The sequence below is a fragment of the Nocardia sp. NPDC058666 genome (genome assembly GCF_042714895.1).
In the GTDB taxonomy this organism is placed as follows: Bacteria; Actinomycetota; Actinomycetes; order Mycobacteriales; family Mycobacteriaceae; genus Nocardia.
The window spans coordinates 166,394-192,988 of sequence record NZ_JBHXRY010000006.1 but is presented as its reverse complement, the minus strand read 5'-3'; the positions used below and the strand labels follow the sequence as shown (position 1 = coordinate 192,988).

Genomic DNA, 26,595 nt, shown 5'->3' with positions numbered 1-26,595 from the left:
CATGACGAACTCTGTACGCCAGTCGGTACGCTGCACCGGACGCGCCGGAGGTGCCGGCGCCGCGATCTACCGGGGAAAGCAGCAGATGAACCGAATCTCCCTCGTTGTTCTGGCCGCCGGGACACTGGCACTGGCCGGGTGCGGTTCCGCCGACGAATCCGCCGACGCCAACGGCCTGCGCAAGGGCACGCCCAGCGCCAGCGCACCCGCCACCACCACCAAGACCTCCGCCGCGCCCACTCCGGCCGCGGTCAGCGCGGGCATCACCTGCGCGCAGTTCAAGACCCTGGACGCCGACGGCGAGAAGCAGGCGATCGACGTGATCCTCGCGGAAAACCCCGGCGGCCCGTTCGAAGGCAGCCCCAACGTGGCACTGAGCACGGCCAAGCTGGTCTGCCTGGTTCCTGGCAACGCCGACAAGCCGGTCGCCGACGCCGCCGGGATGAAGCCGTAGTCAGCTGATCTGCGACTGCCAGTCCATCGGCACGCGCGAGGCGGGGCCGGGCACGGACTGATCGGCGGGATGGCTGGTGGGCGGGGCGAGTTCTGGTCCGTCGCTGTACATCTCGCCGGTGGCGAAGTTGTAGAACCAGTCCTCGCCCGGCTCGTAGCTCTGCATGAACGGGTGCTGGGTGGCCTGGAAGTGCTTGGTCGCGTGCTTGCTCGGTGAGCTGTCGCAGCAGCCCACGTGTCCGCACTGGGCGCAGCGGCGCAGGTGCACCCACCAGCCGCCGGTCTCGTCGCACTCCACGCAGCCCGCGCCGCTGGGCGGCACGCTGGGATCGATGCCCGCTTCAGCCATCCTGACCTCCTGTAGTTGGTGTGCTCCCATCCTCCTGCGCGGGGTGCAGGGGCAGTCGGACGATGAACCGCGTGTTGCCTGGTTCTGATTCGACCCGGATGTCGCCGTTGTGTTTGTTCGTCACGATCCGGAACGAGATGTCCAGGCCCAGGCCCGTGCCGTCGCCGACCGGTTTGGTGGTGAAGAACGGTTCGAAGATGCGGCTGCGGAGTTCGGCCGGGATGCCGGGGCCGGTGTCGGCGATTTCGACGGCCGCGCAATCGTTTTCCTTGAAGGTGCGAATGGTGAGCGTGCCCTGCCCGCCCATCGCGTAGACGGCGTTGTCGATGAGGTTGGTCCACACCTGGTTGAGTTCGGCGGCGAAACAGGGGACCGGGGGCAGGCCGCGGTCGTAGTCCTTGACCACGCGCACGCCGTCGCCGAGCTTGCGGTTGAGCATCACCAGCGTGGAGTCGAGCAGTTCGTGCAGGTCGACGACCTGGTAGGGCGCGCGATCCATCTGCGAGTACTGTTTGGCCGCGCCGACCAGGGTGGAGATGCGGGTGGTGGAGTCGAAGATCTCGTTCATCAGCAGTTCGGTTTCGATGGTGTAGTTCAGCCAGCGCACCGCGCCTTCGAAAACCGGTGCGTGACAGGCCTCCAGGGTGGCGTGCACGCCTTCGAGCCAGTCGGTGTCCAGGCCCGCCTGCACGAAGGTGGGGGCCAGGTTCCAGCCGTCGGCGATGCCGCGTTCTTCGAACCAGTCAGCCAGCGCGTCCTCGCGGTCGGCGGCTTCCAGCGGACTCAGGTCGGGGGCCTTGGCGACCTGGTCGGCGGCCTGTTCCTGCAGTTCGACGAGCTTGACCAGCGCCTCCGGCGGGAACTCGCCTTCGGCCATCATCTTCAGCTTGTGTCGCATTCCCGCCACGCGTTCGCGCAGGCCCGAAGTCGCGCGGACCGCGGCGGCCGCGGGGTTGTTGAGCTCGTGGGTCAGCCCGGCCGACAGCGAACCGAGGGCCAGCAGTCGTTCGCGTTCGGCGATGCGCTGACTGGACTTCTGGCTGCCGAAGAACACGCCCTCGAGCAGGTGCACCGCCATCGGGAACCACTCGTTCATCACGCGCGCGAAATCGTCGGCGGCCAGGACCAGGAAACGGGACCGGCGTAGGACGTACATGGAGCCGTTGTAGTCCTGGCTCACCTTGTCGCCCATGTAGGCCATCCAGGCGCCCGCGTACACGCCGCGATTGCCGGTGCGGTTGATCTCGACTTCCACCCCGCCCGACAGCTTGGTCAGCCGCACTTCGCCGTCGATCAGCACGTAGAAGTTGCGCGCGGGTTCGCCTTCGCGGAAAACCGGGCCGGGATCGACGTATTCGATCTTGCCGACCGCGCACAGTTCGGCGAGCTGCGCGTCGGACAGCTTCTCGAACAGGAACAGGGTGCGCAGTTCCTCCGGGTCGCAGATCATGCGAGGTACCGATGTACGAGCATGACCGCCATCGCGCCCTCACCGACCGCGGAGGCGACCCGTTTGGCGGATTCGGCGTGCACGTCGCCCGCGACGAACACACCGGGGACGCTGGTTTCCAGGTGTTGGGGTGGGCGGGGGAGTTCCCAGCCGGGCGGTCGGGCGCCGTCGACCATCAGGTCGGGTCCGGCCAGCACGTAACCCGCGGCGTCACGGGTGACCACGCCGTCGAGCCAGCCGGTTTGCGGTGCGGCGCCGATGAACAGGAACAGGCGTTGGGCATCGACCTTGTCCTCGGTGCCGGTGGTGTTGTCGCGCAGGATGATTCGCTCGAGATGTGCGTCGCCGTCGACACCGACCACCTCGGTTTCGGTGTGCACGACGATGTTGGGAATCGCCGCGATCTGCTGAACGAGATAGTGCGACATCGACTTCGCCAGTGAGTCACCGCGCACCACCAGGTGCACGCGACGGGCGTTGCGGGACAGGAACACCGCGGCCTGCCCGGCAGAGTTCGCGCCGCCGACGATGTAGACCTCCTGCTCGGCGCACTCCGCTGCCTCGGTCATTGCTGATCCGTAATACACACCGCGACCGGTGAATTCGTCCACGCCCGGTGCCGGATGACGTCGATAGTCCACGCCCGTGGCGATCAAAACTGTGTGCGCACACAGCTTTCCACCATCGGCAAACCGCACCGTGCGCGCCGAACCGTTGACTTCCAGCGCCACCACATCGCGGGTGGTGATGATCTCCGCACCGAACTTCGTGGCCTGCCGTCGCGCCCGATCCGCCAGCTGCGACCCCGACACCCCGTCGGGAAACCCCAGGTAGTTCTCGATCCGCGAACTCTGCCCCGCCTGTCCGCCGGTGGCCGTGCGCTCCACCAGCACCGTGCGCAACCCCTCCGACGCGCCGTACACCGCCGCGCCGAGCCCGGCCGGACCGCCGCCGACCACGATCAGATCGTAGAAGTCACCACTGGGTTCGACTGTGAGACCGACGTTTTCGGCCAGCTCGCTGTCGGTGGGCTGGATCAGCGCGGTGCCTGCGGCGGTGATCACCACCGGACACGTCAGCGGATCGGCGCCCGCCGCTTCGAGCAGTCGGGTGCCCTCGGGTTCGTCGACCGGGTACCACCGGTACGGCAACTGGTTGCGCGCCAAGAACTCTCGCACCTGCGACGATCGCGGCGACCACCGATCGCCCACCACCTTGGTCTCGTACACCGGCCGCTGCTCGGCCCCGCGCCACACGTCCAGGAGCCCGTCGATCACCGGGTACAGCTTCTCCTCCGGCGGATCCCACGGCTTGAGCAGGTAGTGATCGAGGTCGATGACGTTGATCGCGTTGATCGCGGCATCGGTGTCGGCATACGCGGTGAGCAGCACCCGCCGCGCGTAGGGGTGCAGGTCCATCGCCTGCTCGAGGAACTCGATCCCGTCCATCCCCGGCATCCGATAGTCGGCGATCAACACCGCTACCGGCTGCCCCCGTAACTTCATCTCCCGCAACGCTTCCAACGCCTGCGGACCCGATTCCGCCCGCAGAATCCGGTAGTCGGCGCCGTACCGCCGCCGCAGGTCCCGCACCACCGCCCGGGAAACCCCCGGGTCGTCGTCAACGCTCAGAATGGCCGGTTTCGTTACCGCAGGAGTGCTCACCGCACCGAGTATTTCAGGGTGGGGTCACAACTGGTGGTGCAGCACCAGATCGAGTTCGCCGGGAGTCAGCAGTCGTTCGAGGCGTTCCTCGCGTTTGAGACGGGTGCCGCGCGGCACGAACGCGCTGGGCAGCGCGAAGGCCTCGTCGGGCCCGATGCTGGGCAGCAGCGGGATCTCGTTGATGGGCTTGCGTGGCAGGAGAGAGCGCAGTTTCACGGCCGATCACCTCGGGTTGACGACGGGAACGCGGAGGCTGAGCTTCGTCGATCAGCTGACGTCGGTAGCGAAAAGTTTGCCAGTATGTCCTAGTTGGTGCAACTGGGAGTAGGTGGACTCGGCGAGCCAACCGCGCGATGGCCTGCTTCGTCGCAGGCCACCGGGGATTCGCAAGATTTGCTGATCAGCTATTTCCAGGCGGGCAGGCGGACAACTTGTGCGGCGTAAGACAGTCCGGCACCGAAGGCGATCAACAGGGCGGTGTCGCCCGGGGTCGATTCGCCCTTGCGTAGCAGGGCCTCCATGGCCAGCGGGATCGATGCCGCGGAAGTGTTGCCCGCTTCCTCGATGTCGTTGGCCAGCGCGCAGTTCTCCGGCAGGTTCAGCACCCTGGCCATGATCTCGATGATCCGGCCGTTGGCCTGGTGCGGGATCATCGCGTCCAGGTCCTCGGTGGTCAGGCCGGCGCGGTCGATGGCCTCGCGGCAGACCTTCTCCAGCGAATGCGCGGCCCAGCGGAACACCGCGGTGCCCTCCATCGTGAGGTAGGGGCGCACCGCGTCGGTGCCCTGTTCGTCGACCTCGGCGAAGAACTCCATCCAGTCCTTGGTCTGGCGGATGGCGTGGTGCTGGGTGCCGTCCGAACCCCACACGGTCGGGCCGATGCCCTGCTCGTTCGACGGGCCGACCACCACCGCGCCCGCGCCGTCGGCGAACAGGAACGCGGTCGAGCGGTCGGTGAAATCGAGGGTGTCGGTGAGCCTTTCCACGCCGATCACCAGCGCGTGCTGGGCAGTGCCCGCGCGGACCAGATCCGAGGCCATGCCCAGCGCGTGACAGAACCCGGCGCAGCCCGCCGAGATGTCGAACGCGGCCGAGCCGGTCATGCCCAGTTCGGTGGCGATCCGCGGCCCGATGGCCGGGGTGAGCAGCAGGTGCGTGGACGTGGCCACGATGACACAGTCGATCTGATCGGTCTGCACACCCGCGGCAGCGATCGCGTCGCGCGCGGCGGCCACGCTCATGAATTGGATGGTTTCCTCGGCCGAGGCGAAGCGCCGCGACTTGATGCCGGAGCGGGTGAAGATCCACTCGTCGCTGGAGTCGATCGGCCCTGCGACCTCGTCGTTGGTGACCACCCGGGTGGGGCGGTAGACGCCCAATCCGAGGATCGCGGTGTGCTCAGCACCCGTGGTCTGGGCGATTCGAGCAGCCATGTGTGTCTCCTATGTACCTGTCAACCGGCGGCAGCACCGCTGGGTGTACCCGAAGCAACGAAATCTGTCCCTCATCAGCAGTGACCCGCGCGTGGATTCGATATGAACGCTGAAGACATGAGGCTTCCTCATATTAGCGTGCGGATCTGATATGTGAGTGTGGATTGTCACAAGCCGAGGCGGGTATATCGTGGACACAAGGCGTTTGCTCGCCGACCCTTCGAGGGATCGAGGACACCATGCTCGGACTCGGCATCATCAGTTGGATCATCATCGGCGGTCTGGCCGGTTGGATCGCGAGCAAGTTCATGAAGACCGACGCACAGCAGGGCATCCTGCTCAACATCGTGGTCGGTGTCATCGGCGGACTGCTGGGTGGTTTCCTGCTCAGCCTGTTCGGCGTCGATGTCGAAGGCGCGGGCTGGATCTTCAGCTTCATCACCTGTCTGGTCGGCGCGTGCGTGCTGTTGTACCTGGTGAAGATGTTCACCGGACGCAAATCTGTCCACTGACCACAGGTGCTTGCCACGGGCTTCCCGTAAGGTGTGATCGCTTGTAGTCATCACACGAAAGAGGGAGCCCGTGGCACGCCGCCCCACCCCGTCCGGCACGCCCGATACCACCGGCGTCGGACATGTCGTCGACTTGGTGCGGGCCGCTGTACCCCCGCTTCACCCCGCCGGACTGCCGTTCGTCGCCGCGCCGTTGGCCGTGGCCGTCATCGGCGGCCGCAACAAGTGGGTGCGCCGCGCCGGTCTGTTCGCCGCGGCCGCCTGCGCCGCGTTCTTCCGGCACCCGCACCGCGTGCCGCCGAACCGGCCGGGCATCGTCGTCGCCCCCGCCGACGGTGAGGTCGCGCTGGTCGACACCGCGATCCCGCCCGTCGAACTCGGACTCGGCGAGACGCCGCTGCCGCGCGTGAGCATCTTCTTGTCGGTGCTGGACGTGCACGTGCAGCGCGTTCCGGTGTCGGGCACCGTGCGCGAGGTGCTGCACCAGTCGGGCACGTTCCTGTCCGCGGATCTGCCCGAGGCCTCCGACGCCAACGAGCGCAACAGCATGGTCATCGACACCGCCGACGGCAAACAGGTCGTGGTGGTGCAGATCGCCGGCCTGCTGGCCCGGCGCATCGTCTGCGACGCCCGCGTGGGCGACCTGCTCACCATCGGCGACACCTACGGCCTGATCCGGTTCGGTTCGCGCGTGGACACGTACTTCCCGGTCGGCACCGAACTGCTGGTCACTCCCGGGCAGCGCACGATCGGGGCCGAGACTGTCCTGGCTGTGCTGGGATGATCGACCGGGCTCGTAAGCGCCCACGCTCGGTGCGATTGCTGCCGAGCGTGGTCACCATCCTCGCGCTGTGCGCGGGCCTGTCGGCGGTGAAATTCGGGCTCGACGGCGAGCTGGGCATTTCCTTGGCGATGGTCGGCGCGGCCGCGGTGCTCGACACCCTCGACGGCCGCCTGGCGCGCATGCTCGACGCGACCTCCAAGATGGGCGCCGAACTCGATTCGCTGTCGGACGCCATCTCGTTCGGTGTCGCGCCCGCACTGGTCATCTATGTGACCCTGCTCGACGGATACAGCGCGGGCTGGATCGTCGCGCTGCTGTTCGCGGTGAGTCTTGTTCTGCGCCTTGCTCGTTTCAACACTCTGCTCGACGACGATTCGCGGCCGAACTGGGCGCGGGAGTACTTCGTCGGGGTGCCCGCGCCCGCGGGTGCGTTGATCGCGCTGGTGCCGATCGCGTTGAAGGTGCAGTTCGGTGACGGATGGTGGGACAGTTTCGCTTTCGTCGCTGCCTGGACGATCTTCGCCGCGCTGCTGTGTGTGAGCACGATTCCGACTTTGGCGATGAAGTCGGTGTCTGTCGCACCGCAGGCCGCAGCCGGTCTGCTGGTGCTGACCGCGCTGGCCGCCGCTCTGCTGGTGACCTATCCGATCGTGCTGCTGTTGATCTTGGTGGCGCTGTATCTGGCGCACATTCCGTTCGCGTGGCGGTCGGCTCGCTGGGTGGCCGCGCGGCCGGAGACCTGGCAGCACAAGCCCGCCGAGCGGCGTGCGCAGCGACGTGCGCAGCGCAAGATGCCCGCGATTCGTCGGCCCGCGATTCGTGGGTCGGCCCGGTTGCGTCTGCGTCGGCCGCGCGACGATAGCTAGACATCCACGCTGAGCGGACATTCTGCGTGAGAGTGGTCGACTTTTCGACCGTCGAAGCGCACAGTGTCCGCTCAGCGTGGTTCCGACGAAAGAGGCACAGATGGAATCCGACGGCGTCGCCGAGTTCATGGAGCACCGGCCCCGGCTGTTCTCGCTGGCCTACCGGATGTTCGGCGCGGCGAGCGAGGCCGAGGACGCCGTTCAGGAGGTCTACCTGCGGTGGGCGTTGGCCGATCGTGGGGAGATCGCCAATCCTGAGGCGTGGTTGACCACTGTCACGGTGAATCTGTGTCGCACGCAGCTGGTTTCGGCTCGGGCTCGACGTGAAACCTATGTGGGGCAATGGCTTCCGGAGCCGGTGCCGACCGGCGGTGGTGCGCTCGGACCGTTGGGGACCGTCGAGGAACGGGAGTCGGTGTCGTTGGCGCTGCTCACCGCGATGGAACGGCTCAGTCCGATCGAGCGCGCGGTGTTTGTGCTGCGCGAGGCGTTCGGGTATCCGCATGCGGAGATCGCGGGGATGCTCGAGCTGACCGAGGCCAATACCCAGCAGATTTTCCACCGGGCGGGGCAGCGGGTGCGCACCGGGAAGCAGCGGTTCGTGGTGTCGGCCGAGCATGCGCGCACGATGATCGAGAAGTTCCTGCAGGCGGCGTCGACCGGGGATGTGGGCGGGCTGCGTGAACTGCTCGCCGATGATGTGGTGTCGATCGCCGATGGTGGCGGCAAGGTTGTCGCGGCCAAGATTCCGGTGGTCGGCGGGGATGTGGTCGCGCGCTACCTGTCCAAGCTGCGGCGTTTCCTCGGTCCGACGGCACGGTTCGACTTCGCCGAGATCAACGGCGATGTGGGGCTGATCCTGATCCAGGACGAGGTGCCCGCCGGTGTGCTCGTGTTCGATTTCGACGAGGCGGGTGCGATCGCGACAGTTCGCACCGTCGTGAACCCCGTCAAGTTGTCGGCCGTCATGGTGTGATGCAGGTCACTGCATAGACCTGTCAGGAACTCGGGGGCTGTTCGGTCTGGTGTGTGTAGGCATCGAGCGAAGGAGCCACACCATGACCGGTCAGCATCGGATCGTCGTCCTCGGCGCCGGGTACGCGGGACTCACCGCCGCCCGCGCCCTCGCGAAGAAGACTCGCGACACCAAGATCACCGTCGTGGACGGCCGCGCCGAATTCGTGCAGCGGGTGCGTTTGCACCAGGACGCGGCCGGTCAGTCGGTCAAGCGGCTCGACCTGGAGAAGTCGCTGGGGCGCAAGGGGATCGAGTTCATCCAGGCCCGGATTACCGACCTGGACCCGGAGCGCAAGATCGTCGCCATCGACGGCGAGTGGACGCTGCACTACGACACCCTGGTCTACGCCCTCGGCAGCCAGGCCGACCGCAATGCGGTGCCCGGTGCCGCCGAGCACGCGAAGTTCGTCGCCACCGCCGAAGACGTGACCGCACTGTCGGGCCAGATCGTGATCGTCGGATCGGGCCCCACCGGCATCGAACTTGCCACCGAACTCGCTGAGTCACACCCGGATTCGCAGATCAGCCTGCTGGGCTCCGAGGACCCCGGCGCCTGGCTCTCCCCGCGCGCGCACCAGTTGATCCGGTCCGCGCTCACCCGGTTCGGCGTGGAAATCCTTTCCGGCGCCAAGGTTGTCGAGGTGCTCGCCGACGCGGTCCGGCTCGCCGACGGCACCCTGGTCCCCGCCGCCACCACCGTCTGGACCACCGGTTTCACCGTCTCCGACCTGGCCGCCCGTGCCGGTCTAGAGGTCGCCGCCGACGGTCGCATCCGCACCGACGAGACCCTTCGCTCGGTCTCGCACCCGGATATCTACGCCATCGGCGACGCCGCGCTGATGATCGGAGTGGACGGGCGTCCGCTGCGAATGGCTTGTGCGACAGCCATTCCCGCCGGGCAGTACGTGGTCGGCGCGATCACGGCACGGGCGAAGGGCCGCGAACCCGAGCCGATGAAGGGGCGCTACGTGGCGCAGTGCATCAGCCTCGGCCGCCGTGACGCGGTATTCCAGGTGGTCAAGGCCGACGACACCCCCACGAACACGGTCGTGACCGGGCGGCTCGGTGCGGTGATCAAGGAACTGATCGTGCGCGGGACCGCGTTCACGGTTGGGCTGCGATAGTTCGCTCGGACTGGCGTAATCGACCAATTCGCAGCCGTTCAGCCCCGATTCCGACCCTGGGGCCTGCGAATTGGTCGATTACGCCGGGGGGTCGGCGAGGTCGCCGCATCGAGTGCGCACTCTTCGGGCATTGTGGATGCCCCGGCCGGCTGAGCGATCAGTCGCGCAGTGCGGTCGGTGTGCGTCGCGCGTGGCGGATCAGTGTCCAGGTCCAGGGTGCGATCGCGATCAGGGCGAGCACGCCGAGCCACGGAAGTCGCCACCACCAGCGCAGATCCCGCTCGGCCGCCGTCGTCGGCTCGGTCAGCAGGCGGGCCGTCGACGACCACACCACGAACGCGTCCCCGATCGGCATCAGCCCGAACGCGTACCGCTTGGAGCCGGGCAGGCTGAGTGGGAGTCCGAGCAATTCGCCTTCGGAACCGATCGCGGCCGCCAGATCGCGGTCACCGTTCACCCGGGCGGCACCTTGGGCGACGACCGTGGCGGACAGGCTGATTCCGGCGATCAGCGGTCCGGAGTCGACATCGCCACTCCCGTCGACCCCCTTCGGATACTCACGAAGCGCGGGCCCGAAACCACCTGGGTAAGCGACGAATTGTTCGCGATAGAGCGCGTATTGGCTCTCGGCGAAGGCTCGATCGATCTCGGGCAGGAATCGGTGGATCGCCGTTTGCGAGGTTGCCCGTGCGCCGGTCGTCATCGATCCGTCCGCTGGTGAAACCTGATGGGGCAGTAGTCCGGTGGCAGGGTCGAGCCGTGTCTTCGCCTGTTCGAGCCAGCGATCGATCACCGGCTCGTACTTCGCACCGAACAGCTTGTCGTGCAGGCGCAGCGATGCCATGGCGACCGTGGAGTCCACTGGCCAGGCTTGGCCCTGGTAGGCCTGGAGAAACGGCGTTTCGGCTGCGGTGAATGCCTGCGCGATTTCGGAGCTGTGCGTGGAAAAGCGTTGTACCTCTTCGGGGTTAGATCTATCCAGCGACACGATCGCCCCGCGCAACCAGTTCGTCCAGCCTGCCCAGAAAACCCCGTATGCGGGCTGCAGTCGGGGGCTGAATATCGCCCGACCCTCGTCGGACTCCAATCGGGCCAGCGCCCACCGTGATTCACGTACCGCCTTGTCGCGTAAAGCTGAATCGGTGTGCGCGGCCTGTACCCACGCCAGGCCATAGAGCACGTTCGAGAAGACGTACCCCTCCGGAAACAGCTCCTGCGCAGCGGTATCGGAGCCCTCGTCGAGCGAATCGCGCACGAAGGCCAATTGACGTTCCGTCGATCCGGGCTGTTGGTCCAGGCCCGGCTGCGGCCACAGCAGACGCCCGGCGCCGACAAGGCAAGCCAAGGTCACGACGATCCCCACCACTCGCGGCGCCCAGCGCCGAAATCTCCCCATGACGACACTGTGCCAGGAATTGACCGTCAACCAACCGTTGACGCAGCCACATCGTCAACCTACAGTTGACGCATGAGCACACCGAACTTCCGCCTCGACGACCTCATCGACGGCATCAAAAAGGCCCGTCCCGACAACGTCCTCGACCAACTCAACGACGCGGTAGTCGTAGCCACCAACCTCGGCGAAGTCGCCGACCACCTCATCGGCCACTTCGTCGACCAAGCCCGCCGCTCAGGCGCGTCCTGGACCGACATCGGCTCGAAGATGGGCGTCACCAAGCAGGCGGCGCAGAAAAGGTTCGTCCCCAAGCAGCCGGGTGACACCGAAGCGCTCGATCCGCAGGCCGGTTTCGCTCGGTTCACCGATCGGGCCCGTCACGTGGTGGTTTCCTCGCAGGAGGTAGCGCGCGCGTCCGGCAATGCCACGATCACCCCGGTGCATCTGGTGCTTGGGCTGCTCGCTGAGCCGGAGGGCCTGGCGGTTCGGGAGATCGTCGCGCGCGGCATCACGCTCGACGCGGTGCGGGACGCGGCTACCGCCGCTTTGCCCGCCGCCTCCGACGACATCCCCGCCCTCATCCCCTTCGGCGCGGACGCGAAAAAGGCGCTCGAACTGACCTTCCGCGAAGCGATCCGTTTGGGCCACAACTATGTCGGCACCGAACACCTGCTGTTGGCGATGCTCGAGCACGAGAATGGTAGCGGCCTTCTGAGTGATCTCGGATTGGAGAAAGCGGTGGTCGAAGCCGATATCCTGCAGCTGCTCAAGCCGTTCATGAAGATCAAGTAGCACTGCCGCCGCAACGCCCGGCGACTTCGGTTGGCCGGGCGCAACCTTGCACTCTCACCACCTGAGTGCTAAAAATGGGCTTGGCACTCGTGACTGTTGAGTGCCAGGTCGGGACGGTGAGATCGGGTTCCATCGACACCCTCGGTCGTCCGTCGCGGGCACCTCCTGGCCAGCGTACTTTGGGGCGATCCAACCTGTGGTCGTCTCGTGTGTCAGCCATAGACATGTGGAGGATCTCAACGCAATGGCCAAGACAATTGCGTACGACGAAGAGGCCCGCCGCGGCCTCGAGCGGGGTCTGAACGCCCTCGCCGACGCTGTCAAGGTGACGCTGGGCCCGAAGGGTCGCAACGTCGTGCTCGAGAAGAAGTGGGGCGCCCCCACGATCACCAACGATGGTGTTTCCATCGCCAAGGAGATCGACCTCGAGGACCCGTACGAGAAGATCGGCGCAGAGCTGGTCAAGGAAGTCGCCAAGAAGACGGATGACGTCGCCGGCGACGGTACGACCACCGCCACCGTGCTGGCCCAGGCGCTCGTACGTGAAGGTCTGCGCAACGTCGCGGCCGGCGCGAACCCGCTGGGTCTGAAGCGCGGCATCGAGAAGGCCGTCGAGGCGGTCACCGCTCGACTGCTCGACACCGCCAAGGAGATCGACACCAAGGAGCAGATCGCTGCTACCGCTGGTATCTCCGCGGGCGACCCGGCCATCGGCCAGCTCATCGCCGAGGCGATGGACAAGGTCGGCAAGGAAGGTGTCATCACCGTCGAGGAGAGCAACACCTTCGGGCTCCAGCTGGAGCTCACCGAGGGCATGCGCTTCGACAAGGGCTACATCTCCGGTTACTTCGTGACCGATCCCGAGCGTCAGGAAGCGGTCCTCGAGGATCCGTACATCCTGCTGGTCGCGTCGAAGATCTCGACCGTGAAGGACCTGCTGCCGCTGCTGGAGAAGGTCATCCAGGCCGGCAAGCCGCTGCTGATCATCGCCGAGGACGTCGAGGGCGAAGCCCTGTCGACCCTGGTCGTGAACAAGATCCGTGGCACCTTCAAGTCTGTCGCCGTCAAGGCGCCGGGCTTCGGTGACCGTCGCAAGGCCCAGCTGGCCGACATCGCCATCCTCACCGGTGGCGAGGTCATCAGCGAAGAGGTCGGCCTGTCGCTGGAGACCGCTGGTCTCGAGCTGCTCGGCCAGGCGCGCAAGGTCGTCGTCACCAAGGACGAGACCACCATCGTCGAAGGCGCGGGCGACCCGGAGGCCATCAAGGGCCGGGTGCAGCAGATCCGCGCCGAGATCGAGTCCTCGGATTCGGATTACGACCGTGAGAAGCTGCAGGAACGTCTGGCCAAGCTGGCCGGCGGCGTCGCGGTGATCAAGGCCGGTGCCGCCACCGAGGTCGAGCTCAAGGAGCGCAAGCACCGCATCGAAGATGCCGTGCGCAACGCCAAGGCCGCCGTCGAAGAGGGCATCGTTGCCGGTGGTGGCGTCGCGCTGCTGCAGGCCGCCCCCGCGCTGGACGGCTTCAAGGGCCTGACCGCTGACGAGGCGACCGGTGTCAACATCGTGCGCGTCGCGCTGTCGGCTCCGCTCAAGCAGATCGCCTTCAACGCGGGCCTCGAGCCCGGCGTCGTGGCCGAGAAGGTCTCCAACCTCCCCGAGGGCGAAGGCCTGAACGCCGACACCGGTGTCTACGAGAACCTGCTGGCCGCCGGCGTTGCCGACCCGGTCAAGGTCACCCGTTCGGCCCTGCAGAACGCGGCCTCCATCGCGGCACTGTTCCTCACCACCGAGGCAGTCGTCGCCGACAAGCCGGAGAAGTCCGCCCCCGCGGGCGACCCCACCGGCGGCATGGGCGGCATGGACTTCTGATCTGATGATCAGCTAGTTCCCGCAAGTCACGAAGGCCGGTCCACCTCACGGTGGGCCGGCCTTCGGCATGAAACCCCGGGAGTGAACATGGCGATCCTCCGCAAGTCCTGCGCGGTCAGCCGACTGGGGTCAACCGCAGACGCTCCGCCAGTTCGTTGAAGATGTAGAAGTTGGGGATGGTGCTGACGGGGGCCAGGGACATCCACATGCCGGAGAGTTTGATGCGGATGTGGCCGCTGCGGGCGTCGATGAGTTGGATGTCTTCCCAGGGCAGGGCTTCGGCGCGGTAGGTGAGGGCGTCCAGGGATAGGGCCAGGTCGCCGAAGGGGACGGTTTCGCCGCTGTCGATGGCGGTGACCGCGGTGGGGAGTTGGGTTGCGGTGACCGCGGATTGGATGGCTCTGGCCCATTCGCGGGCGCGGGCGAAGCCTTCTTCGTCGATGGTGGCCTCGACGCCGCCGGGGCCCGACAGTTCCAGCAGGTAGTGCACGGGGGTGGTGTCGTGGAAGGGGATCTCGTGCTGACGCACTTCGGTGCTGTCCCAACGGAATCCGGCCACGCGCTGACCCGACCGGTAGACGGTGACGCCGTGGTCGAACAGGTCGATGCGCGCGGCCCGGTTCTGCCGGTTGATCACACCGCGACGCAACGCGAGCAGCACGGGCGCGGCCGCGACCACCAGCAGCGCGATACCGCCCTGCCAGGCGCCGACCGCCCCGATGATGACACCGATGGTGGCGATGCAGCCCGCGACGATCCCGCAGCCGCGCACGAACGTGTCGTCGGCCGGGGTGGCGAGAAAGGTGTCGCGGTGCGCGCCGAGCTGCTGATACTCCGCCATCAGGTGTATCAGCTGGGTCAACGGCACTGCATGCCGATTGTCGGCGAGGTCATCCGGCCTGTGCGGAGTGATCACTAATCCCTCCATGAGGCGTTTTCATCCGCGGCGAAGCGTATGCGACGATTCCGATTACCGCCACTGGTGCACGTCCGGCGATCGAGGTAGGCCGAAAAGTGGCTGCTACGCGGGGTGAATCCGGTTGTAGAGGGGGCGCTACGGATTCAGCAGTCGGCTGATGACCGCGTCGACCAATTCCTCGGTCGCGGGCAGGGTGCGCGGCGCGATCCTGGCCAACTGATTGAACCCGTGATAGATGCTCACGGCCACGCTCGCACGGAGGTGCGCCTGGGAGTCGGGCAGGCCGAGTAGTCGCAGTTGCGTTGCGACGTAGTCGATCCGACGTTCGGCGACCCGGCTCATCGCGGCGGCGACGGCGGGCTGATCCACCGAGGCGAGCAGCGCGAGGTCGTCCCTGCCGTCGGCGGCGTACTCGATGACCTGGGTGAACAGTTGCCGCAATCGTTGCGCGGGATCGGTCAATCGGTCGAGTTCGTCGATCACCGCCTGGGTGTCGCGCTGTTCCCACCGCACGAGCACGGCCTCGATCAGCGCGGCCCGGTCCTTGAAATGCCAGTAGAAGCTGCCCTTGGTCGCGCCGAGTCGTTTCGCCAGGGGTTCCACGGCCACCGCAGCCAGCCCACCTTCGCCGAGCGCGTCCAGCGCGGCCCGCACCCAATCGTCGGCGGTGAGTGTGCGCTTCTCCTCTTGCGGCATCCCCATACGCTACCGTATGGTCGAATCCATACGGGACAGTATGGAGGTTTGACCATGACGATCGTTTCCTCGCCACCACTCGCCCACGCGGCCATCGCCGATCCTGACTACTCCGACGCCTATTCCGTGGATGTGCCGCCCGGTGCCGCCACCGACCCTGCCGCGTGGACACGAGCGATCTTCGGCCGCAACGCCTTTCCGGAAAGGGCGATCTCGCCCACCGAGCACCTGACCGGTGATGCCATGCCGATGCTCGATTTCGTCGCATCGGTGCACGTGCTTGACGGTCGTGTGACACTGACAACCCTTGTGCGATACCGCAATCCGCTCGGACGTATGTATTTCTCGGTGGTCCGCCCGTTCCATCGACTGCTGGTGCCGCGGATGGTGGCCCGTGGCGGACGGAAGATGCGCGATGCGAGTTGATCTGCCGCCGGGTCAGCGACCTGCACCTCATGAACCGTTCGGTCTGCCCCAATTCGGCGGCGTCCGTGCACTTTCCGGACCTGGCCATCGGGTCTCGGTCGGCGGAAAGGCTCGCCATCCGGCCCAGTTCGGTATCGACGACTTGTTCGGTGCGGGCGAGCGACTCACCCGAACCAGTGACCTGCACTGCGTCACCCAATGGAGCGCGGTCGGATTGACTTGGGAGGGAGTGCGTTTCGCTGACGTGTATCGCTGGCTGGCCGAGCGGGTGATTCCACACCCCGGCGCCCGCTGGGTCCGCTTCACCGGCCTCGACGGCTACTCCTCGACCATGTATCTCGAAGATGCACTTGCCGCCGATGTCATTCTCGCCGACCGACTTTCGGACAGCGAACTCACCAATGCCTTCGGGGCGCCGCTGCGTCTGGTCGCACCGGCCCATTACGGGTACAAGAGCGTGAAACAGGTGTGCGCGATCGACTTCTTGCGGTCTTACGATCCAGGTCAGGCCAGGATCGTGTCGCACCCGCGCGGGCGGGTGGACCGGGAGGAGCGGGGACGGCTGCTACCCGGACGGTTGTGGCGGGTGGCGGTGACGCCGGGTCAGATCGAACGCGTGCGCGCGCTGTTCCGCGCCGACCTGTAGTCACCGTCCTCGATATTCTGGACGGGTGTTGTTTCTGGACGAAGGACCGCGGACCGGCCCGGCGATCGTGTTCATCCACGGGATCCCGGGTTCGGTCGACTGGTTTTCCGCGGTAGCCGAGCGGATGGTCGGTGAATTTCGCGTGATCCGGGTCGATATGCGCGAGGCGGGCACCGACGGGGATTTCTCCGCCGATGCCCGTACTGCCCCGCTCAGCGCGCTCGTCGAGGAACTCGACCTCACTGACGTGACGGTGGTCGGGCATTCGTTCGGGGCCGAGATCGCCCTGGAACTGGCCGCGATCTCGAACCGGGTGGGCCGCGTCGTGCTCGTCGGTCAGGCTCCGGACTACGAGATCGCCAGCATCCCCGCCGTCGCGAAGTGGGTTGTCCGGCCGTGGTCGGTGCGGCTGGCGCAACGCCTGACACCCGGCCCGGTGATCCGGTTGGCTTGTCGCACCGCCTTCGCGCCCCGCTTCCGCTATGACTCGGCACCCGGGTTGGCTGACGCGCTGGTTCGCGATTTCCGCGCGACCCTGCCCGGAGGCCTCGCCTACGCCGCGGGCCCCCGTTCCGACGACTTCGCCGCGCACCCTCTCGACGCCCGCGTGCGAGCCCTGACCCAGCCCGTCCTCGCCATCCACGGACGCTACGACTACCTCTACGACAGCACCGAAACCCTCGCCCGTTTCGCGGCAGCGGGTGCCGACACCCACCTGGTCGACCACGCAGGTCACTCCCCGCAGGTCGAGCAGCCGGACGAATTCGTTTCCGTACTAAGCGAATTCATCACTAGAACCCACTGATCGCTGAAACCACGAACGTTCCCGGCGTACCTTCCTGGCCCAGCGGCCCGCCCTTGTCGAACTGGGACGACACGATCAACGCTCGATCACCCGAATGCACCATCGTTGTAGGAACATTCAGCGCCGCATCGTGGAATTCGCCTGTGCGAGTGGCTGATCGGCCGTCGTCGGTGAGGGTCCACCGGCTGATCGTGTTGTCGAGGTTGTGAACGATCCACAGCGTGTCCCCGCGCAGGTCCAAACCGTCGCCGTGCAGTGCGTCGCCCCCGGTCAGCGTCATTCTGCGGATCGGATCCGCGTCGCCGGTGAGGTCGATGCGGTACAGCTGGGCCGCTGACATGGCCACGACGATCAGATAGGTCCCGGTCGGATCGGCGACAATGCCGTTGAGCTCGAACACCTTTGGATCTCGCGGGCCGAGCGTGGGAGTCAGGTCGTACGCGACGGTCAATTCGCTACTGCCGGAGCCGATTGCGGCCCGATAGACGACATTGCGCATGCTGTCGGTCAGATAGGCGGTCCCGTCGGCGCCGAAATCCAGGTCGTTGACGAAACGCGGCGCCTCGCCCGGTACGGCGAATGTCGCCAGCAGCACACGTGACGCGATGTCGTAAACACTCACTCCCACACCGGAATCGATCACCCACAGTCGACCGCTTCGATCGACCTTCATGCCGTTCGCGGTTTTCCTGCCGTCGGTGCCCGCGGGCAGGAACACCTCGGCGCGCGAGTCGCCTGCGGCCGCGCGATACACCGCACCGTCGGCGAACGAGCCGACGTAGGTGTCGCCGTTGCGAGCGTCCAAGGCGATGCCCTCGGGGTACACGGCGTTGCCGGGCAATTCGTACGCGGTGCTCAATACCGGTGTGGCGGGCGGGCTCCCGCAGGCGGTCAGGGCCAGGCAGGCCGCGGCGGCTGCGACGGTTCGCAACATGATGAAGCCTCTCAGCGATGTAATACAAGACATCTAAAGATAGACAGTAACGTAGATTAGAGTCGTTATGATCGTCAAGAGAATTACTAGATGATGGGCGGATACCATGCACAGATGACCTCCATGCCCGCCGCCGAAAGGCTCGGCAGCTACATCAAGCGCGCCGAACAAGCCGTGATGGCGACGAAGACGGCCGCGCTGAAACCGGCCGGGCTGACCGTTCCGCAGTACAGCGCGCTGCTGCACCTCGCGGAGAATCCCGGCATCTCGGCCGCGGCGCTGGCCCGGCTCGCCGGTGTCACCCCGCCGACGATGAACACCGTGCTGACCAACCTGCAGGACCGCGGCCTGGTCGACCGCACCCCGCACGAGTGGCACAAAAACGTGCTGGAAACCCGTCTGACCGAGGCGGGTCGGACCGTTATGAACGATGCCGACGGTCGCGCGATCGCGGTGGAGCGGGCGCTGGCCGACCGGTTCACCGCATCCGAACTGGCGGCGCTGCAGGAGTTGCTCACGCGCAGCGCGCAGGCACTCGACGAGATCCGCGACAACCTGCGGTGACGAAAAAAGCCCGCCGGAAATTCCGGCGGGCTCTCGATTCGAGGTGAAATCAGCGCTCGGCGGCGACCTTCACCTTGCTCAAGGTCTCCTGCATGCCCGCGACCAGATCGGCTTCGAACTTCTGCTCGCCGCCCATGGCGACGTCGATCGCCTTGGTCAGCCAGGCGGGCAGGCCCTTGGGGTCGACGGTGCGGGTTTCGACCAGTCGCGTGCCGGTGGCGGTGGGGGAGAGTTCGTAGGTCCAGGTCGTGCGGTTCTCGTTCATGCGGAACGCGAACGCTGTGTTCGGCTCGAAGCGCACGATGCGCGAGGTGGTCGGGTAGATCTTCCAGCCGACCTTGTTGATGTTGACGGTGTACGCGCCGTCGCGAATGCCGCCGACCGCGACCATCTTCACCGTCGTCGGGCTGAACTCGGGCATGCGGCGCAGGTCGGCGAGTACGGACCAGACCTTCTCCGGTGCCGCGGCGATGTCGATACTGGCTTCGAGAGTGTTCGGCAACGGTGCCTCCGGGGTATACGTGACGGACTGTCACGCTCAGCATAGGCACCGGTCACCGGGCGTACCTCCGCCCGTGGTCGGAACTTGGTGGCTAAAGCGTTTGCCGTGACGTGGATGCTTTGTGATGATCGCGGCATGGATATGGGGGTGCTGGAGCCCGACGATGCGTTGGCCCAGCTGCACGCGACGTTGGATGCCCGGCTGCGGCCGGAGAGCGTGGCGTTGCTGGTCTGGTACGTGCTGAAGAACGACCTGGGGCTGATCGACCGTCGTCGGTTGGGCAGCGTGGCTCGTGTCGCGGGGCGGTGGAACGGATTGTCCTCCATGGCTGACGATTTCGAGCGTCCGGTGGGTGGGGCTCGGCAGGTCGCGGCCACCAGTCGGTTGTTCGATATCGCTGCCCAGGTCGATCCCGACGTGCCGGCATCCCTGTTGTCGTTCGCGCAGTCGGTGGGTGCCGCGATTCGCTTCGACCCGCAGCGGCCCGACTTTCGCACCGGCCGACTCAATCGGCGCGACCGCGCGTCCGCCGGTGTCGATATCTCGAAACGTCAGTACAACAGGCGATTTCGTGCGCTGCAGCGAGTCACGGCCAAAGCGGACGTCCTCGGCGCGCAGCAGCGCAAACGCCATCTCACGATGCTGGCCAAGGCCGGATTCGCCGGTGAACTCACCCTCGACAGGTTCCGCGCCGACCCGAACGCGGCGTGCTTCCTCGCCTACTACACCGCCAAGCGCAAGCTGCGCCGCGAGTTCACCCTGTCGGGCCGCGAGAACCCGTTCGACGAGATCGCGGAGCTGCTGTTCGCCCGCTGTCGACGCGATCCGGGCACCGACTGGTGGATGATCGCCCAGGCCTATCCGACCAGGGATGTGCTCGAACACCTCACCGATGAGCAGCGGGGTGAACTGCTGGGTCGGTGGTTCGCGGCGATGCGTTCCACTGCCGAGGTGCTGGAAAGTGTGTGGGCGGCAAGCACGTTCGACCGTGAGCGGATGATCGTGCGGAGCGGAAACGATTCGTCGACGTGGAATCTGCTGTGCGGTGCGTACAACGCGGCGCGCGCGGCGTGGTTGTCGTGCCTGCAGGCCACCGGTGCGACCGGCCTGCTCGAAGTGGCCTGCCCCGGCAAGGCCATGATGCTGATCGCGGGCGATCTCGCCGCCATGCACTTTCGCTCCGGATCGGGACTGCATCCCGATACCCAAGTGTGGGCCGCATTGCCGTTGCCGTGGGAGGTGCTCGCCGGTCGCGCGACTTGCACCGCCGCCGAAGTCATCGACGTCTGTGAGATCGCGGGTGTCGATCCCGAACGCAGTGGGTGGATCGGTCCCAAAGCGGCGGGCGACGTCGGCTCCTTCCGTCCGACACCCGAACTCGTGCACGGTGTGTCGGTTGCGGACCCGATCTGGGCGGGAATGCTGCGCAGCGCAGGGGTTTTCAGCGGCAAGCCGATCAAAGCCGAATACGCGCAGGAACTTTCGGCAGGCGTCCCCGCCACCGTGCTCACGGAATCCGGTGGACACCCCTACCTGCCGTGAGGCACGATCACGGGGCCCGCTGTAGCTCAGTGGTAGAGCGCCCGGCTCTTAACCGGGTGGACGCCGGTTCGAGCCCGGTCAGTGGCACTGGTTTCCCCTCGGTCAAGGCCGAGGGGCACCAGTTCTACCCCCGTTGAGGGGGTGTCGGCGGATGTCTCGTCGTAGCTCAGCGGTAGAGCGCCCGGCTAGGCCCGGGTGGGCGCCGGTTCGAGCCCGGTCGACGAGACGTCCGCCTTCTATTCGTCCGGGTAGGCGAAGTCTTCGATGGTCCATGGGTCGGTGGGCTGGTCTCGCCAGGCCAGGCGGCCCGGGGCGAGGGTGGCCAGTTCTGCCAGGGATGAATCGGTGTCGAGGACGTGATGGATGTGCAAGATGGTGGCGGTGTCAACGCCCAAGGGGGCGTCGGAGCCGTCGCTGATGATCCACTCGCCGTCGGGGTCGTGGACGACGACCCGGGCGGGGAGTTCGCCGGTGGCGACCGTGTTGTAGACGTAGGCGGCGAGGTCGTGGGGGAAGCACCGGCCGTAGGCGTCGGGGGGTGGGTCGCTCGGGTTGCGGTCGGGGAGGGTGGGGGTGGCGGTGCGCCACTGGTCGTTGGCCGTGCCGACGTCGTAGTACCAGAGTTTGTCGGCGTGTCCTTGCAGGAGTGTGGCTTTGACTTCCTCGATGTCGCTGCCGAGCGGCACGTTCAGCGCGACCAACCCTTCGCGGCTGCCTTCGCTTTCGACGCCCAACGGCGCGAACGCGTCGATGACCGCCTGGAGCACCTCGGAGCGCAAGCACCCCTCGACGGGGATGACCCGAATCGTGCAGTTCTGCGACGGTTCGACCACCGCGCCCGCCCAGAGCACGCCCTCGTCGTCGGCTGAAACCTCGACAATGTCACCGTCGGCGAAGCCGTACGCGTGAAAAGGGATGTTGGCCAGTCGAACTCGATCATCGGCGATCCGCACGGCCCACATCCGCTCGGTGCCGGCCACATGCCAGCCGTTCGGATCGGCGGGGATCCGGAACACCACTCGAACGTACTCGACATCCTCATCCGCACTCGCGCTCATCCCGCAAGCTTGCCAGGTGCTGATCCTCCGATCGGCTGGATATCCAGGATGTCGCATCTGGATATCTGAGATATCATGAATGACAGGAGGTGCGACATGAAAATGGTGAAGACCCCCATCGAGATCGATGAGGAAGCTCTCGCGATCGCGGCCGAGGTGCTCGGTACCAAAACCAAGAAGGACACGGTCAACGCGGCCCTTCGCGAGATCGGCCAGCGGCTGGAACGGCTGCGCGCGATCGCGCGTCTGGGTGAAATGGCCGACGCGGGCGACTTCGACGAGTTTCTCGACAACAAGGCGGCCTACCGGCGATGACCACTGCCCTCTATCTGATCGACACGTCCGGCCTGTTCCGGATTCTTCAGAAAGAGCTCAGGAAGGCCTGGGCCGACGAGATCGAGGCCGGTGTCATCGCCACCTGCCCGATCGTGGAGCTCGAGTTCTTGTATTCGGCACGGTCTTCGGCGGACCGGATCGAGAAGCAGCGACTGTTGCGCACCCTGTTCGGGTGGGTGCCGATGGGTGACCGGGCCTACGAACGTGCCGAGGAAGTCCAGGAGCTACTCACTGCGACCGGGCAGCATCGTTCGGCGGGTCCGGTCGACCTGCTGATCGCCGCGACCGCGGAACGTGAGGGCCTGATCGTGCTCGCCGATGACAGTGACTACCGGACGGTCGCCAGGGTGACCCGTCAGCCGGTACGGATGGTCACCGATCCGCCACGGCGTTGAATCCGGTTTCGCCGACGTCGCCCGATACCGGCAAAGTGGGTGCCGCACAGCGGTACACTCGTGTTTCACATGTCGGTTGTTCCGGGCGCGGGGGCCTTGGCGAGACCGAACTTCTTGGGGCTTGTCCTTCCTCACAAAAAATTCTAGGAAATTCCTTTAAAACACTCCCTGTTCACATTTGCGTCGGTATCGTCCGAGACGGCAAATGGCCAGTGACAACGGCGTCACAAAACATCGACTTGGAGTGACACATGCTTTACAACATCACTGATGACAGCAGCGACGGCAACATCCTGACCCTGCTGCTTGGCCTGCTCACCAGCTCGCTGAGCACCGGTTCGGTGCAGGGCTCGGGCAACTGAGCCGTCTGTAGCCATCTTTCGGCTAACGCGCGGTTAGCTGAATGGGCGTACCGAAGGGCCTGATCCATGACGAGGGGATCAGGCCCTTCGGTATTGTCAGCGACAATGTCACAGGATGCGAATACGGGACGAATGTATGCCGGGCAACCCGTAGAGGACCGGCAACGCCAGCGGCGTGCGCGTTTTCTGGAGTCAGGCCTGACGGTCTTCGCGCGCGACGGGTACGCCAACAGCTCGGTCGGAGCGATCTGTAAGGACGCGGGGCTCTCGTCTCGGCAGTTCTACGAGGAGTTCACCGGCCGCGAATCGCTGCTGCTCGAGCTGTACGAGCAGATCGACCGGTTCTCGCGCGAGGCGGTGGCTACCGCGCTGGAGGAGAAATCCGAAGGCACTGTGCTCGAGCAGATCGACGCGGCCGTGCGGGCGTATGTCGAGTCCATCGGCAACGATCCGCGCAAGGCGCGCGTGGCGCTGGTGGAGGTGGTCGGGGCAGGCCCCAAGGTCGAGAAGTTCCGGCTCGAACTGCGTCGCGTGTGGGGCTCGCTGCTGGCCAGCGCCGCCGAGGACGCGGCCATGCACGGTGAAATCCCCACCGGCGACTACGAATTGCGCGTGCTGGCGATCATCGGCGCGGTGAACTACGTCGTGGACGGGTGGAGCGGCAGCGACCCTCGCCCCGAGCTCGATGAGGTGATCAAGGTGCTGAGCCGGGTGATCATGGGCGCGGTCGGGGCTTGATGGCGCGGGTCGAGATCGTCGAGATCCAGGTACCCGACGGCAGCACCCTGCCGGTGCGGCTCATTCCGGCCACCGGCGCGCATCGGCATCCGGTCACGCCCGACGCGCCGCGACCGGTCGTGGTCATCACGCCCGGGCTGGCGGTGCCCGGTGAGTTCTACGAATATTTCGGACATCGGCTGGCCGCGTGCGGTTTCGACGTCGCGATCGGCGAAATGCGCGGCCAGGGCGACAGCACTCACCGCCCTGATGCCGAAAGTACTTACGGCTACCACGAATTGGTGTCCGTGGACTTTCCCGCGATCTTGGCCGCGGTGCGTAACCGTTTCCCCGCCAGCACCCCGTACCTGCTCGGCCACAGCATGGGTGGCCAGCTGTCGGCGATGTACGCGGCACGGGTGCGCGGCAGGCTCGGCGGGTTGATCCTGATCGCTTCTGGCACACCGTATTTCCGCGGCTATCGCGGGGTGTTCGGGCCGGGCATGCTGGTGGGCACGGCGGCGGTGGCGGTGGCGTCGAACCTGGCCGGGTTCTGGCCGGGGGACCTGCTCGGAAAGCGTGCGTACGGCCGTCAGTCCAAGGTGCTGATGTCGGATTGGGCCAGGCTCGCGCGCACTGGTCGTTTCGTGCCCGTCGGCGCCGATATCGACTACGACGAGCGGATGTCGCGGCTGAAGTTCCCGGTCCTGTCGATCACCGTGGCGGGCGACGACATGGCCCCGCAGACCTCGGCCGATCACCTGCTCAGCAAGCTACCCAACACGCAGGTCACCCGGTGGTTCCAGCCGGAGGCCCTGGGGCACAACGGCTGGATCACCAATCCGGATTCCACGGTCGACGCGGTGGAGAAGTGGTTGCGCGACCGCTGACTATGCCGAGCGTCGCCCTTCGATCAGCATCTGGATGAAGAACTCGTAGACCAACGCGGTCAAGTGCGCCGCCTGTTTGTTGTCAGCGGCACCGCCGTGCCCACCTTCGATGTTCTCGTAGTACCAGACGGTACGGTCCTGAGATTCCAACAGCGCGGCCATCTTTCGCGCGTGACCCGGATGTACCCGGTCGTCGCGGGTGGAGGTGGCCAGCAGGATCGGCGGGTACTGCTTGCCGGTGTCGGTGTTCTGATACGGCGAGTACTCGCTGAGGTAAGCCCACTCTTCGGGCTTGTCCGGGTCACCGTACTCAGCCACCCACGAGGCCCCCGCGAGCAGCAGGTGATAGCGCTGCATGTCCAGTAGAGGGACCTGGCAGACGATGGCGCCGAACAGTTTCGGGTAGCGGGTGAGCATGACGCCCATCAGCAGTCCACCGTTGCTGCCGCCGATCGCACCGAGGCGGTCGGGGGTGGTGATGCCGCGCGTGACGAGGTCGCGCGCGATGGCGGCGAAGTCCTCGAAGGCGCGGTGGCGGTGTTCTTTCAGTGCGGCAGTGTGCCATTCGGGCCCGTACTCGCCGCCGCCACGGATATTGGCCACCACATAGGTGCCGCCGCGTTCGAGCCACGCCATGCCCGTGCCGCCCAGATAGCCGGGGGTCTTGGAGATTTCGAAGCCGCCGTAGCCGTTCATGATCGTCGGTCCGGGCGTGCCGCGACGGTCGCGGTGCCGAATCACGAAGTAGGGCACCGCGGTTCCGTCATCGGAGGTGGCGAAGAATTGCTCGGTCTCGATGCCGGTGGCGTCGAAATAGCTCGGCGCCTGTCGCAGCGTCACCGCCGGTTCGCCGATCGCGCTGCTGAGCAGGGTGGTCGGGGTCGTGAAACCGGTTGTGGTGAGCATGAATTCGTCGCCGCCCTCGAGCGGGTCGATGTTGGTCACCGAGGTGGACGACATCGCCGGGACGTCGGTGAGTTCGCTGGTCGCCCAGCCGTCCGGTCCGGGGGTGAGCACCCGGAAGCCGGTCTGCACATCCTGCAGGGTGGACAGGATCAGATGGTTCTCGGTCCATCCCCAACCGTCCAGTGAGGTATGCGCGTCGGGGGTGAACAGTGCCTCGAACTCCCTTGCCCCGGAAAGGAAGTCGTTCAAGTCGGTGACGAGCAGGCTGCCGGGTGGGAAGGTGGTGTCACCGGGTGTCCACTCGGTTTTCAAGCGCACCAGCAGCCAGTCGTGGTACCAGTCGACATCGGCGTCGGTCGGAGTTTCGATCAGGCGCCACTCCCCGTCCTGCAGCAGCGACACCTCACTGTTGAAGAAGTCGGTCGAACGGGTCAGCACGTGCCGTTCGTAACCGGGGTGGCGGTCGTACCCGACGCCGATCGAGACATCGCTGGGCTTGCCCTCGAATACCGTTTCCGCAGCGGACAATTCGGTGCCGCGATGCCAGCGCTTGGCGATGCGCGGGTAGCCGGAGTCGGTCAGCGATCCCGGTCCGAAGTCGGTGCCGATGTACACGGTGTCGGCGTCGATCCAGCTGATCCGCGTCTTGGCTTCGGGGACGTAGAACCCGCCGTCTTCGGGGGCGATGAATTGCCTTGTGGTCAGGTCGAATTCGCGTTCGACCTTGGCGTCGGCGCCGCCACGGGACAGGTGGATGATGGCGCGTTCCTGCGAGGGCCGCAGCACCGCGGCGCCCGCCCACACCCAGTTCTCGCCGTCGGCCTCGGCCAACGCGTCCACATCGATCAGCACATCCCACTCGGGATCGCCGGTGGCGTAGGACTCGAACGTGGTCCGTCGCCACAGCCCGCGCTGATGCTGCGCGTCGCGCCAGAAGTTGTACAGCCACGGCCCGCGCCGGCCGGGGAAGGCGATCTTGGTGTCGTCGTCGAGCATCGCGAGCATGCGACGCTCCAGGTCGGCGAACCGGTCGGTGGCCGCGAAGCGTCGCGCCACCACGTCGTTGCGGGCGCGCGCCCAGTCCAGCGCGCCCTCGTCGGTTACGTCCTCGAGCCAGAGATAGGGATCGGTCACGTTCTGCTCAACGCCGCTCATCCCCACATTGTTGCCGATGTGGGGATTCGCAC

General features: G+C 66.2%; 29 protein-coding genes and 2 tRNA genes. 19 read left to right on the top strand and 12 right to left on the bottom strand.

Translation table 11 applies throughout. The features are described from left to right. The first annotated feature begins 1 nt into the window (after nt 1). Complete coding sequence (locus ACFWVD_RS16990; protein ID WP_379243676.1) at nt 2-454, top strand: hypothetical protein; 453 nt, start codon at nt 2-4, stop codon at nt 452-454. Here the strand turns inward: ACFWVD_RS16990 and ACFWVD_RS16985 are convergent, their stop codons facing one another. The 5 genes from ACFWVD_RS16985 to ACFWVD_RS16965 form a co-directional block, all read right to left on the bottom strand. Beyond that, nucleotides 455-802 carry a UBP-type zinc finger domain-containing protein gene (locus ACFWVD_RS16985; protein ID WP_379243674.1) on the bottom strand — a complete coding sequence of 116 codons (348 nt, stop codon included), beginning with the start codon at nt 800-802 and terminating at the stop codon, nt 455-457. Beyond that, entirely contained in the window at nt 795-2,252 is a 1,458-nt protein-coding gene (locus ACFWVD_RS16980) for an ATP-binding protein (protein WP_379243672.1), read from the bottom strand. The genes ACFWVD_RS16985 and ACFWVD_RS16980 overlap by 8 nt, the downstream gene beginning before the upstream one ends. After that, nucleotides 2,249-3,916 carry an FAD-dependent oxidoreductase gene (locus tag ACFWVD_RS16975; RefSeq protein WP_379243670.1) on the bottom strand — a complete coding sequence of 556 codons (1,668 nt, stop codon included), beginning with the start codon at nt 3,914-3,916 and terminating at the stop codon, nt 2,249-2,251. The genes ACFWVD_RS16980 and ACFWVD_RS16975 overlap by 4 nt, the downstream gene beginning before the upstream one ends. Nucleotides 3,917-3,940: 24 nt before the next feature. After that, entirely contained in the window at nt 3,941-4,132 is a 192-nt protein-coding gene (locus tag ACFWVD_RS16970; RefSeq protein WP_379243668.1) for a hypothetical protein, read from the bottom strand. Nucleotides 4,133-4,320: 188 nt separating this feature from the next. Continuing rightward, nucleotides 4,321-5,349, bottom strand: coding sequence for a beta-ketoacyl-ACP synthase III (locus ACFWVD_RS16965; RefSeq protein WP_379243666.1), 1,029 nt, complete (start codon nt 5,347-5,349; stop codon nt 4,321-4,323). A gap of 239 nt (nt 5,350-5,588) precedes the next feature. Here ACFWVD_RS16965 and ACFWVD_RS16960 point away from each other — a divergent pair, with 239 nt between their 5' ends. The 5 genes from ACFWVD_RS16960 to ACFWVD_RS16940 all read left to right on the top strand — a co-directional run bounded on the left by ACFWVD_RS16960 (nt 5,589) and on the right by ACFWVD_RS16940 (nt 9,652). Then, the gene (locus tag ACFWVD_RS16960; RefSeq protein WP_379243664.1) at nt 5,589-5,861 is read left to right on the top strand and encodes a GlsB/YeaQ/YmgE family stress response membrane protein; all 273 of its coding nucleotides are present in this window, start codon (nt 5,589-5,591) and stop codon (nt 5,859-5,861) included. 70 nt (nt 5,862-5,931) lie between these two features. Then, nucleotides 5,932-6,645, top strand: coding sequence for a phosphatidylserine decarboxylase (locus ACFWVD_RS16955; RefSeq protein WP_379243662.1), 714 nt, complete (start codon nt 5,932-5,934; stop codon nt 6,643-6,645). After that, nucleotides 6,642-7,511 (top strand): CDP-alcohol phosphatidyltransferase family protein, encoded by an 870-nt coding sequence (locus tag ACFWVD_RS16950; RefSeq protein ID WP_379243660.1) that lies wholly within the window; start codon nt 6,642-6,644, stop codon nt 7,509-7,511. The genes ACFWVD_RS16955 and ACFWVD_RS16950 overlap by 4 nt, the downstream gene beginning before the upstream one ends. 100 nt (nt 7,512-7,611) lie before the next feature. After that, entirely contained in the window at nt 7,612-8,487 is an 876-nt protein-coding gene (locus ACFWVD_RS16945) for an RNA polymerase sigma-70 factor (protein WP_379243658.1), read from the top strand. A gap of 82 nt (nt 8,488-8,569) precedes the next feature. After that, entirely contained in the window at nt 8,570-9,652 is a 1,083-nt protein-coding gene (locus tag ACFWVD_RS16940) for an NAD(P)/FAD-dependent oxidoreductase (protein WP_379243656.1), read from the top strand. Between the two features lie 157 nt (nt 9,653-9,809). Here ACFWVD_RS16940 and ACFWVD_RS16935 read toward each other — a convergent pair whose 3' ends face one another. Next, a complete protein-coding gene (locus ACFWVD_RS16935; protein WP_379243654.1) occupies nt 9,810-11,048 on the bottom strand; it encodes a hypothetical protein in 1,239 nt (412 codons plus the stop codon). Nucleotides 11,049-11,120: 72 nt separating this feature from the next. On the opposite strand from ACFWVD_RS16935, the gene ACFWVD_RS16930 reads away from it, so the two are divergent. Continuing rightward, nucleotides 11,121-11,840, top strand: coding sequence for a Clp protease N-terminal domain-containing protein (locus ACFWVD_RS16930; protein ID WP_379243652.1), 720 nt, complete (start codon nt 11,121-11,123; stop codon nt 11,838-11,840). Between the two features lie 244 nt (nt 11,841-12,084). Next, entirely contained in the window at nt 12,085-13,710 is a 1,626-nt protein-coding gene (groL, locus tag ACFWVD_RS16925; RefSeq protein ID WP_379243650.1) for a chaperonin GroEL, read from the top strand. 115 nt (nt 13,711-13,825) lie between these two features. Here the strand turns inward: groL and ACFWVD_RS16920 are convergent, their stop codons facing one another. Continuing rightward, nucleotides 13,826-14,578, bottom strand: coding sequence for a DUF6585 family protein (locus ACFWVD_RS16920; RefSeq protein WP_379243648.1), 753 nt, complete (start codon nt 14,576-14,578; stop codon nt 13,826-13,828). 186 nt (nt 14,579-14,764) lie between these two features. Further along, nucleotides 14,765-15,325, bottom strand: a complete 561-nt coding sequence (locus ACFWVD_RS16915; RefSeq protein ID WP_379243646.1) for a TetR/AcrR family transcriptional regulator — start codon at nt 15,323-15,325, stop codon at nt 14,765-14,767. A 54-nt stretch (nt 15,326-15,379) separates the two neighbouring features. On the opposite strand from ACFWVD_RS16915, the gene ACFWVD_RS16910 reads away from it, so the two are divergent. Genes ACFWVD_RS16910 through ACFWVD_RS16900 form a run of 3 tightly spaced genes read left to right on the top strand, consistent with a single transcriptional unit; the run spans nt 15,380 to nt 17,202 of the window. Beyond that, nucleotides 15,380-15,751 carry a DUF2867 domain-containing protein gene (locus ACFWVD_RS16910; RefSeq protein ID WP_379243644.1) on the top strand — a complete coding sequence of 124 codons (372 nt, stop codon included), beginning with the start codon at nt 15,380-15,382 and terminating at the stop codon, nt 15,749-15,751. Next, on the top strand, nt 15,741-16,397 hold the full coding sequence (locus ACFWVD_RS16905) for a molybdopterin-dependent oxidoreductase (protein WP_379243642.1): 657 nt from the start codon (nt 15,741-15,743) through the stop codon (nt 16,395-16,397). Before ACFWVD_RS16910 ends, ACFWVD_RS16905 begins: the two co-directional genes overlap by 11 nt. A 25-nt stretch (nt 16,398-16,422) precedes the next feature. Further along, a complete protein-coding gene (locus ACFWVD_RS16900) occupies nt 16,423-17,202 on the top strand; it encodes an alpha/beta fold hydrolase (protein WP_379243640.1) in 780 nt (259 codons plus the stop codon). Here ACFWVD_RS16900 and ACFWVD_RS16895 read toward each other — a convergent pair. Beyond that, nucleotides 17,189-18,136, bottom strand: a complete 948-nt coding sequence (locus ACFWVD_RS16895) for an SMP-30/gluconolactonase/LRE family protein (protein WP_379243638.1) — start codon at nt 18,134-18,136, stop codon at nt 17,189-17,191. The genes ACFWVD_RS16900 and ACFWVD_RS16895 overlap by 14 nt on opposite strands. A 114-nt stretch (nt 18,137-18,250) precedes the next feature. Between ACFWVD_RS16895 and ACFWVD_RS16890 the strand changes: the two genes are divergently transcribed. Beyond that, on the top strand, nt 18,251-18,700 hold the full coding sequence (locus ACFWVD_RS16890) for a MarR family winged helix-turn-helix transcriptional regulator (RefSeq protein ID WP_379243636.1): 450 nt from the start codon (nt 18,251-18,253) through the stop codon (nt 18,698-18,700). A gap of 49 nt (nt 18,701-18,749) precedes the next feature. Here the strand turns inward: ACFWVD_RS16890 and ACFWVD_RS16885 are convergent, their stop codons facing one another. Then, entirely contained in the window at nt 18,750-19,202 is a 453-nt protein-coding gene (locus ACFWVD_RS16885; RefSeq protein WP_379243634.1) for an SRPBCC family protein, read from the bottom strand. A gap of 114 nt (nt 19,203-19,316) precedes the next feature. Here ACFWVD_RS16885 and ACFWVD_RS16880 point away from each other — a divergent pair, with 114 nt between their 5' ends. The 3 genes from ACFWVD_RS16880 (at nt 19,317) to ACFWVD_RS16870 (ending at nt 20,970) form a co-directional block, all read left to right on the top strand. Continuing rightward, nucleotides 19,317-20,744 (top strand): hypothetical protein, encoded by a 1,428-nt coding sequence (locus tag ACFWVD_RS16880; RefSeq protein ID WP_379243632.1) that lies wholly within the window; start codon nt 19,317-19,319, stop codon nt 20,742-20,744. 14 nt (nt 20,745-20,758) lie between these two features. Further along, a tRNA-Lys gene (locus ACFWVD_RS16875) sits at nt 20,759-20,831 on the top strand. Between the two features lie 68 nt (nt 20,832-20,899). After that, nucleotides 20,900-20,970 (top strand) — tRNA-OTHER (locus ACFWVD_RS16870). Nucleotides 20,971-20,980: 10 nt separating this feature from the next. Here the strand turns inward: ACFWVD_RS16870 and ACFWVD_RS16865 are convergent. After that, nucleotides 20,981-21,802 (bottom strand): DUF4265 domain-containing protein, encoded by an 822-nt coding sequence (locus ACFWVD_RS16865; RefSeq protein WP_379243630.1) that lies wholly within the window; start codon nt 21,800-21,802, stop codon nt 20,981-20,983. A 96-nt stretch (nt 21,803-21,898) separates the two neighbouring features. Between ACFWVD_RS16865 and ACFWVD_RS16860 the strand changes: the two genes are divergently transcribed. The 4 genes from ACFWVD_RS16860 (at nt 21,899) to ACFWVD_RS16845 (ending at nt 24,502) form a co-directional block, all read left to right on the top strand. Beyond that, nucleotides 21,899-22,117 carry a type II toxin-antitoxin system VapB family antitoxin gene (locus tag ACFWVD_RS16860; RefSeq protein WP_379243628.1) on the top strand — a complete coding sequence of 73 codons (219 nt, stop codon included), beginning with the start codon at nt 21,899-21,901 and terminating at the stop codon, nt 22,115-22,117. After that, nucleotides 22,114-22,533, top strand: a complete 420-nt coding sequence (locus ACFWVD_RS16855; RefSeq protein WP_379243626.1) for a PIN domain nuclease — start codon at nt 22,114-22,116, stop codon at nt 22,531-22,533. The genes ACFWVD_RS16860 and ACFWVD_RS16855 overlap by 4 nt, the downstream gene beginning before the upstream one ends. 467 nt (nt 22,534-23,000) lie before the next feature. After that, nucleotides 23,001-23,633: a TetR/AcrR family transcriptional regulator gene (locus ACFWVD_RS16850; protein ID WP_379243624.1), complete on the top strand. Its 633-nt coding sequence runs from the start codon at nt 23,001-23,003 to the stop codon at nt 23,631-23,633. Continuing rightward, nucleotides 23,633-24,502: an alpha/beta fold hydrolase gene (locus tag ACFWVD_RS16845; protein ID WP_379243622.1), complete on the top strand. Its 870-nt coding sequence runs from the start codon at nt 23,633-23,635 to the stop codon at nt 24,500-24,502. Before ACFWVD_RS16850 ends, ACFWVD_RS16845 begins: the two co-directional genes overlap by 1 nt. On the opposite strand, the gene ACFWVD_RS16840 is transcribed toward ACFWVD_RS16845, so the two are convergent. Further along, nucleotides 24,503-26,563 (bottom strand): prolyl oligopeptidase family protein, encoded by a 2,061-nt coding sequence (locus ACFWVD_RS16840; protein ID WP_379243621.1) that lies wholly within the window; start codon nt 26,561-26,563, stop codon nt 24,503-24,505. Between the last annotated feature and the right edge of the window lie 32 nt (nt 26,564-26,595).

Bases quoted from the DNA above. Each gene is read 5' to 3' on its own strand.
- ACFWVD_RS16960 (WP_379243664.1), top strand. From the start codon at position 5,589: ATGCTCGGACTCGGCATCATCAGTTGGATCATCATCGGCGGTCTGGCC.
- groL (WP_379243650.1), top strand. From the start codon at position 12,085: ATGGCCAAGACAATTGCGTACGACGAAGAGGCCCGCCGCGGCCTCGAG.
- ACFWVD_RS16845 (WP_379243622.1), top strand. From the start codon at position 23,633: ATGGCGCGGGTCGAGATCGTCGAGATCCAGGTACCCGACGGCAGCACC.
- ACFWVD_RS16860 (WP_379243628.1), top strand. From the start codon at position 21,899: ATGAAAATGGTGAAGACCCCCATCGAGATCGATGAGGAAGCTCTCGCG.
- ACFWVD_RS16945 (WP_379243658.1), top strand. From the start codon at position 7,612: ATGGAATCCGACGGCGTCGCCGAGTTCATGGAGCACCGGCCCCGGCTG.
- ACFWVD_RS16890 (WP_379243636.1), top strand. From the start codon at position 18,251: ATGACCTCCATGCCCGCCGCCGAAAGGCTCGGCAGCTACATCAAGCGC.
- ACFWVD_RS16840 (WP_379243621.1), bottom strand. From the start codon at position 26,563: ATGAGCGGCGTTGAGCAGAACGTGACCGATCCCTATCTCTGGCTCGAG.
- ACFWVD_RS16865 (WP_379243630.1), bottom strand. From the start codon at position 21,802: ATGAGCGCGAGTGCGGATGAGGATGTCGAGTACGTTCGAGTGGTGTTC.
- ACFWVD_RS16940 (WP_379243656.1), top strand. From the start codon at position 8,570: ATGACCGGTCAGCATCGGATCGTCGTCCTCGGCGCCGGGTACGCGGGA.
- ACFWVD_RS16990 (WP_379243676.1), top strand. From the start codon at position 2: ATGACGAACTCTGTACGCCAGTCGGTACGCTGCACCGGACGCGCCGGA.
- ACFWVD_RS16915 (WP_379243646.1), bottom strand. From the start codon at position 15,325: ATGCCGCAAGAGGAGAAGCGCACACTCACCGCCGACGATTGGGTGCGG.
- ACFWVD_RS16910 (WP_379243644.1), top strand. From the start codon at position 15,380: ATGACGATCGTTTCCTCGCCACCACTCGCCCACGCGGCCATCGCCGAT.
- ACFWVD_RS16880 (WP_379243632.1), top strand. From the start codon at position 19,317: ATGCTTTGTGATGATCGCGGCATGGATATGGGGGTGCTGGAGCCCGAC.
- ACFWVD_RS16980 (WP_379243672.1), bottom strand. From the start codon at position 2,252: ATGATCTGCGACCCGGAGGAACTGCGCACCCTGTTCCTGTTCGAGAAG.
- ACFWVD_RS16985 (WP_379243674.1), bottom strand. From the start codon at position 802: ATGGCTGAAGCGGGCATCGATCCCAGCGTGCCGCCCAGCGGCGCGGGC.
- ACFWVD_RS16905 (WP_379243642.1), top strand. From the start codon at position 15,741: ATGCGAGTTGATCTGCCGCCGGGTCAGCGACCTGCACCTCATGAACCG.
- ACFWVD_RS16855 (WP_379243626.1), top strand. From the start codon at position 22,114: ATGACCACTGCCCTCTATCTGATCGACACGTCCGGCCTGTTCCGGATT.
- ACFWVD_RS16935 (WP_379243654.1), bottom strand. From the start codon at position 11,048: ATGGGGAGATTTCGGCGCTGGGCGCCGCGAGTGGTGGGGATCGTCGTG.
- ACFWVD_RS16930 (WP_379243652.1), top strand. From the start codon at position 11,121: ATGAGCACACCGAACTTCCGCCTCGACGACCTCATCGACGGCATCAAA.
- ACFWVD_RS16895 (WP_379243638.1), bottom strand. From the start codon at position 18,136: ATGTTGCGAACCGTCGCAGCCGCCGCGGCCTGCCTGGCCCTGACCGCC.
- ACFWVD_RS16850 (WP_379243624.1), top strand. From the start codon at position 23,001: ATGTCACAGGATGCGAATACGGGACGAATGTATGCCGGGCAACCCGTA.
- ACFWVD_RS16950 (WP_379243660.1), top strand. From the start codon at position 6,642: ATGATCGACCGGGCTCGTAAGCGCCCACGCTCGGTGCGATTGCTGCCG.
- ACFWVD_RS16965 (WP_379243666.1), bottom strand. From the start codon at position 5,349: ATGGCTGCTCGAATCGCCCAGACCACGGGTGCTGAGCACACCGCGATC.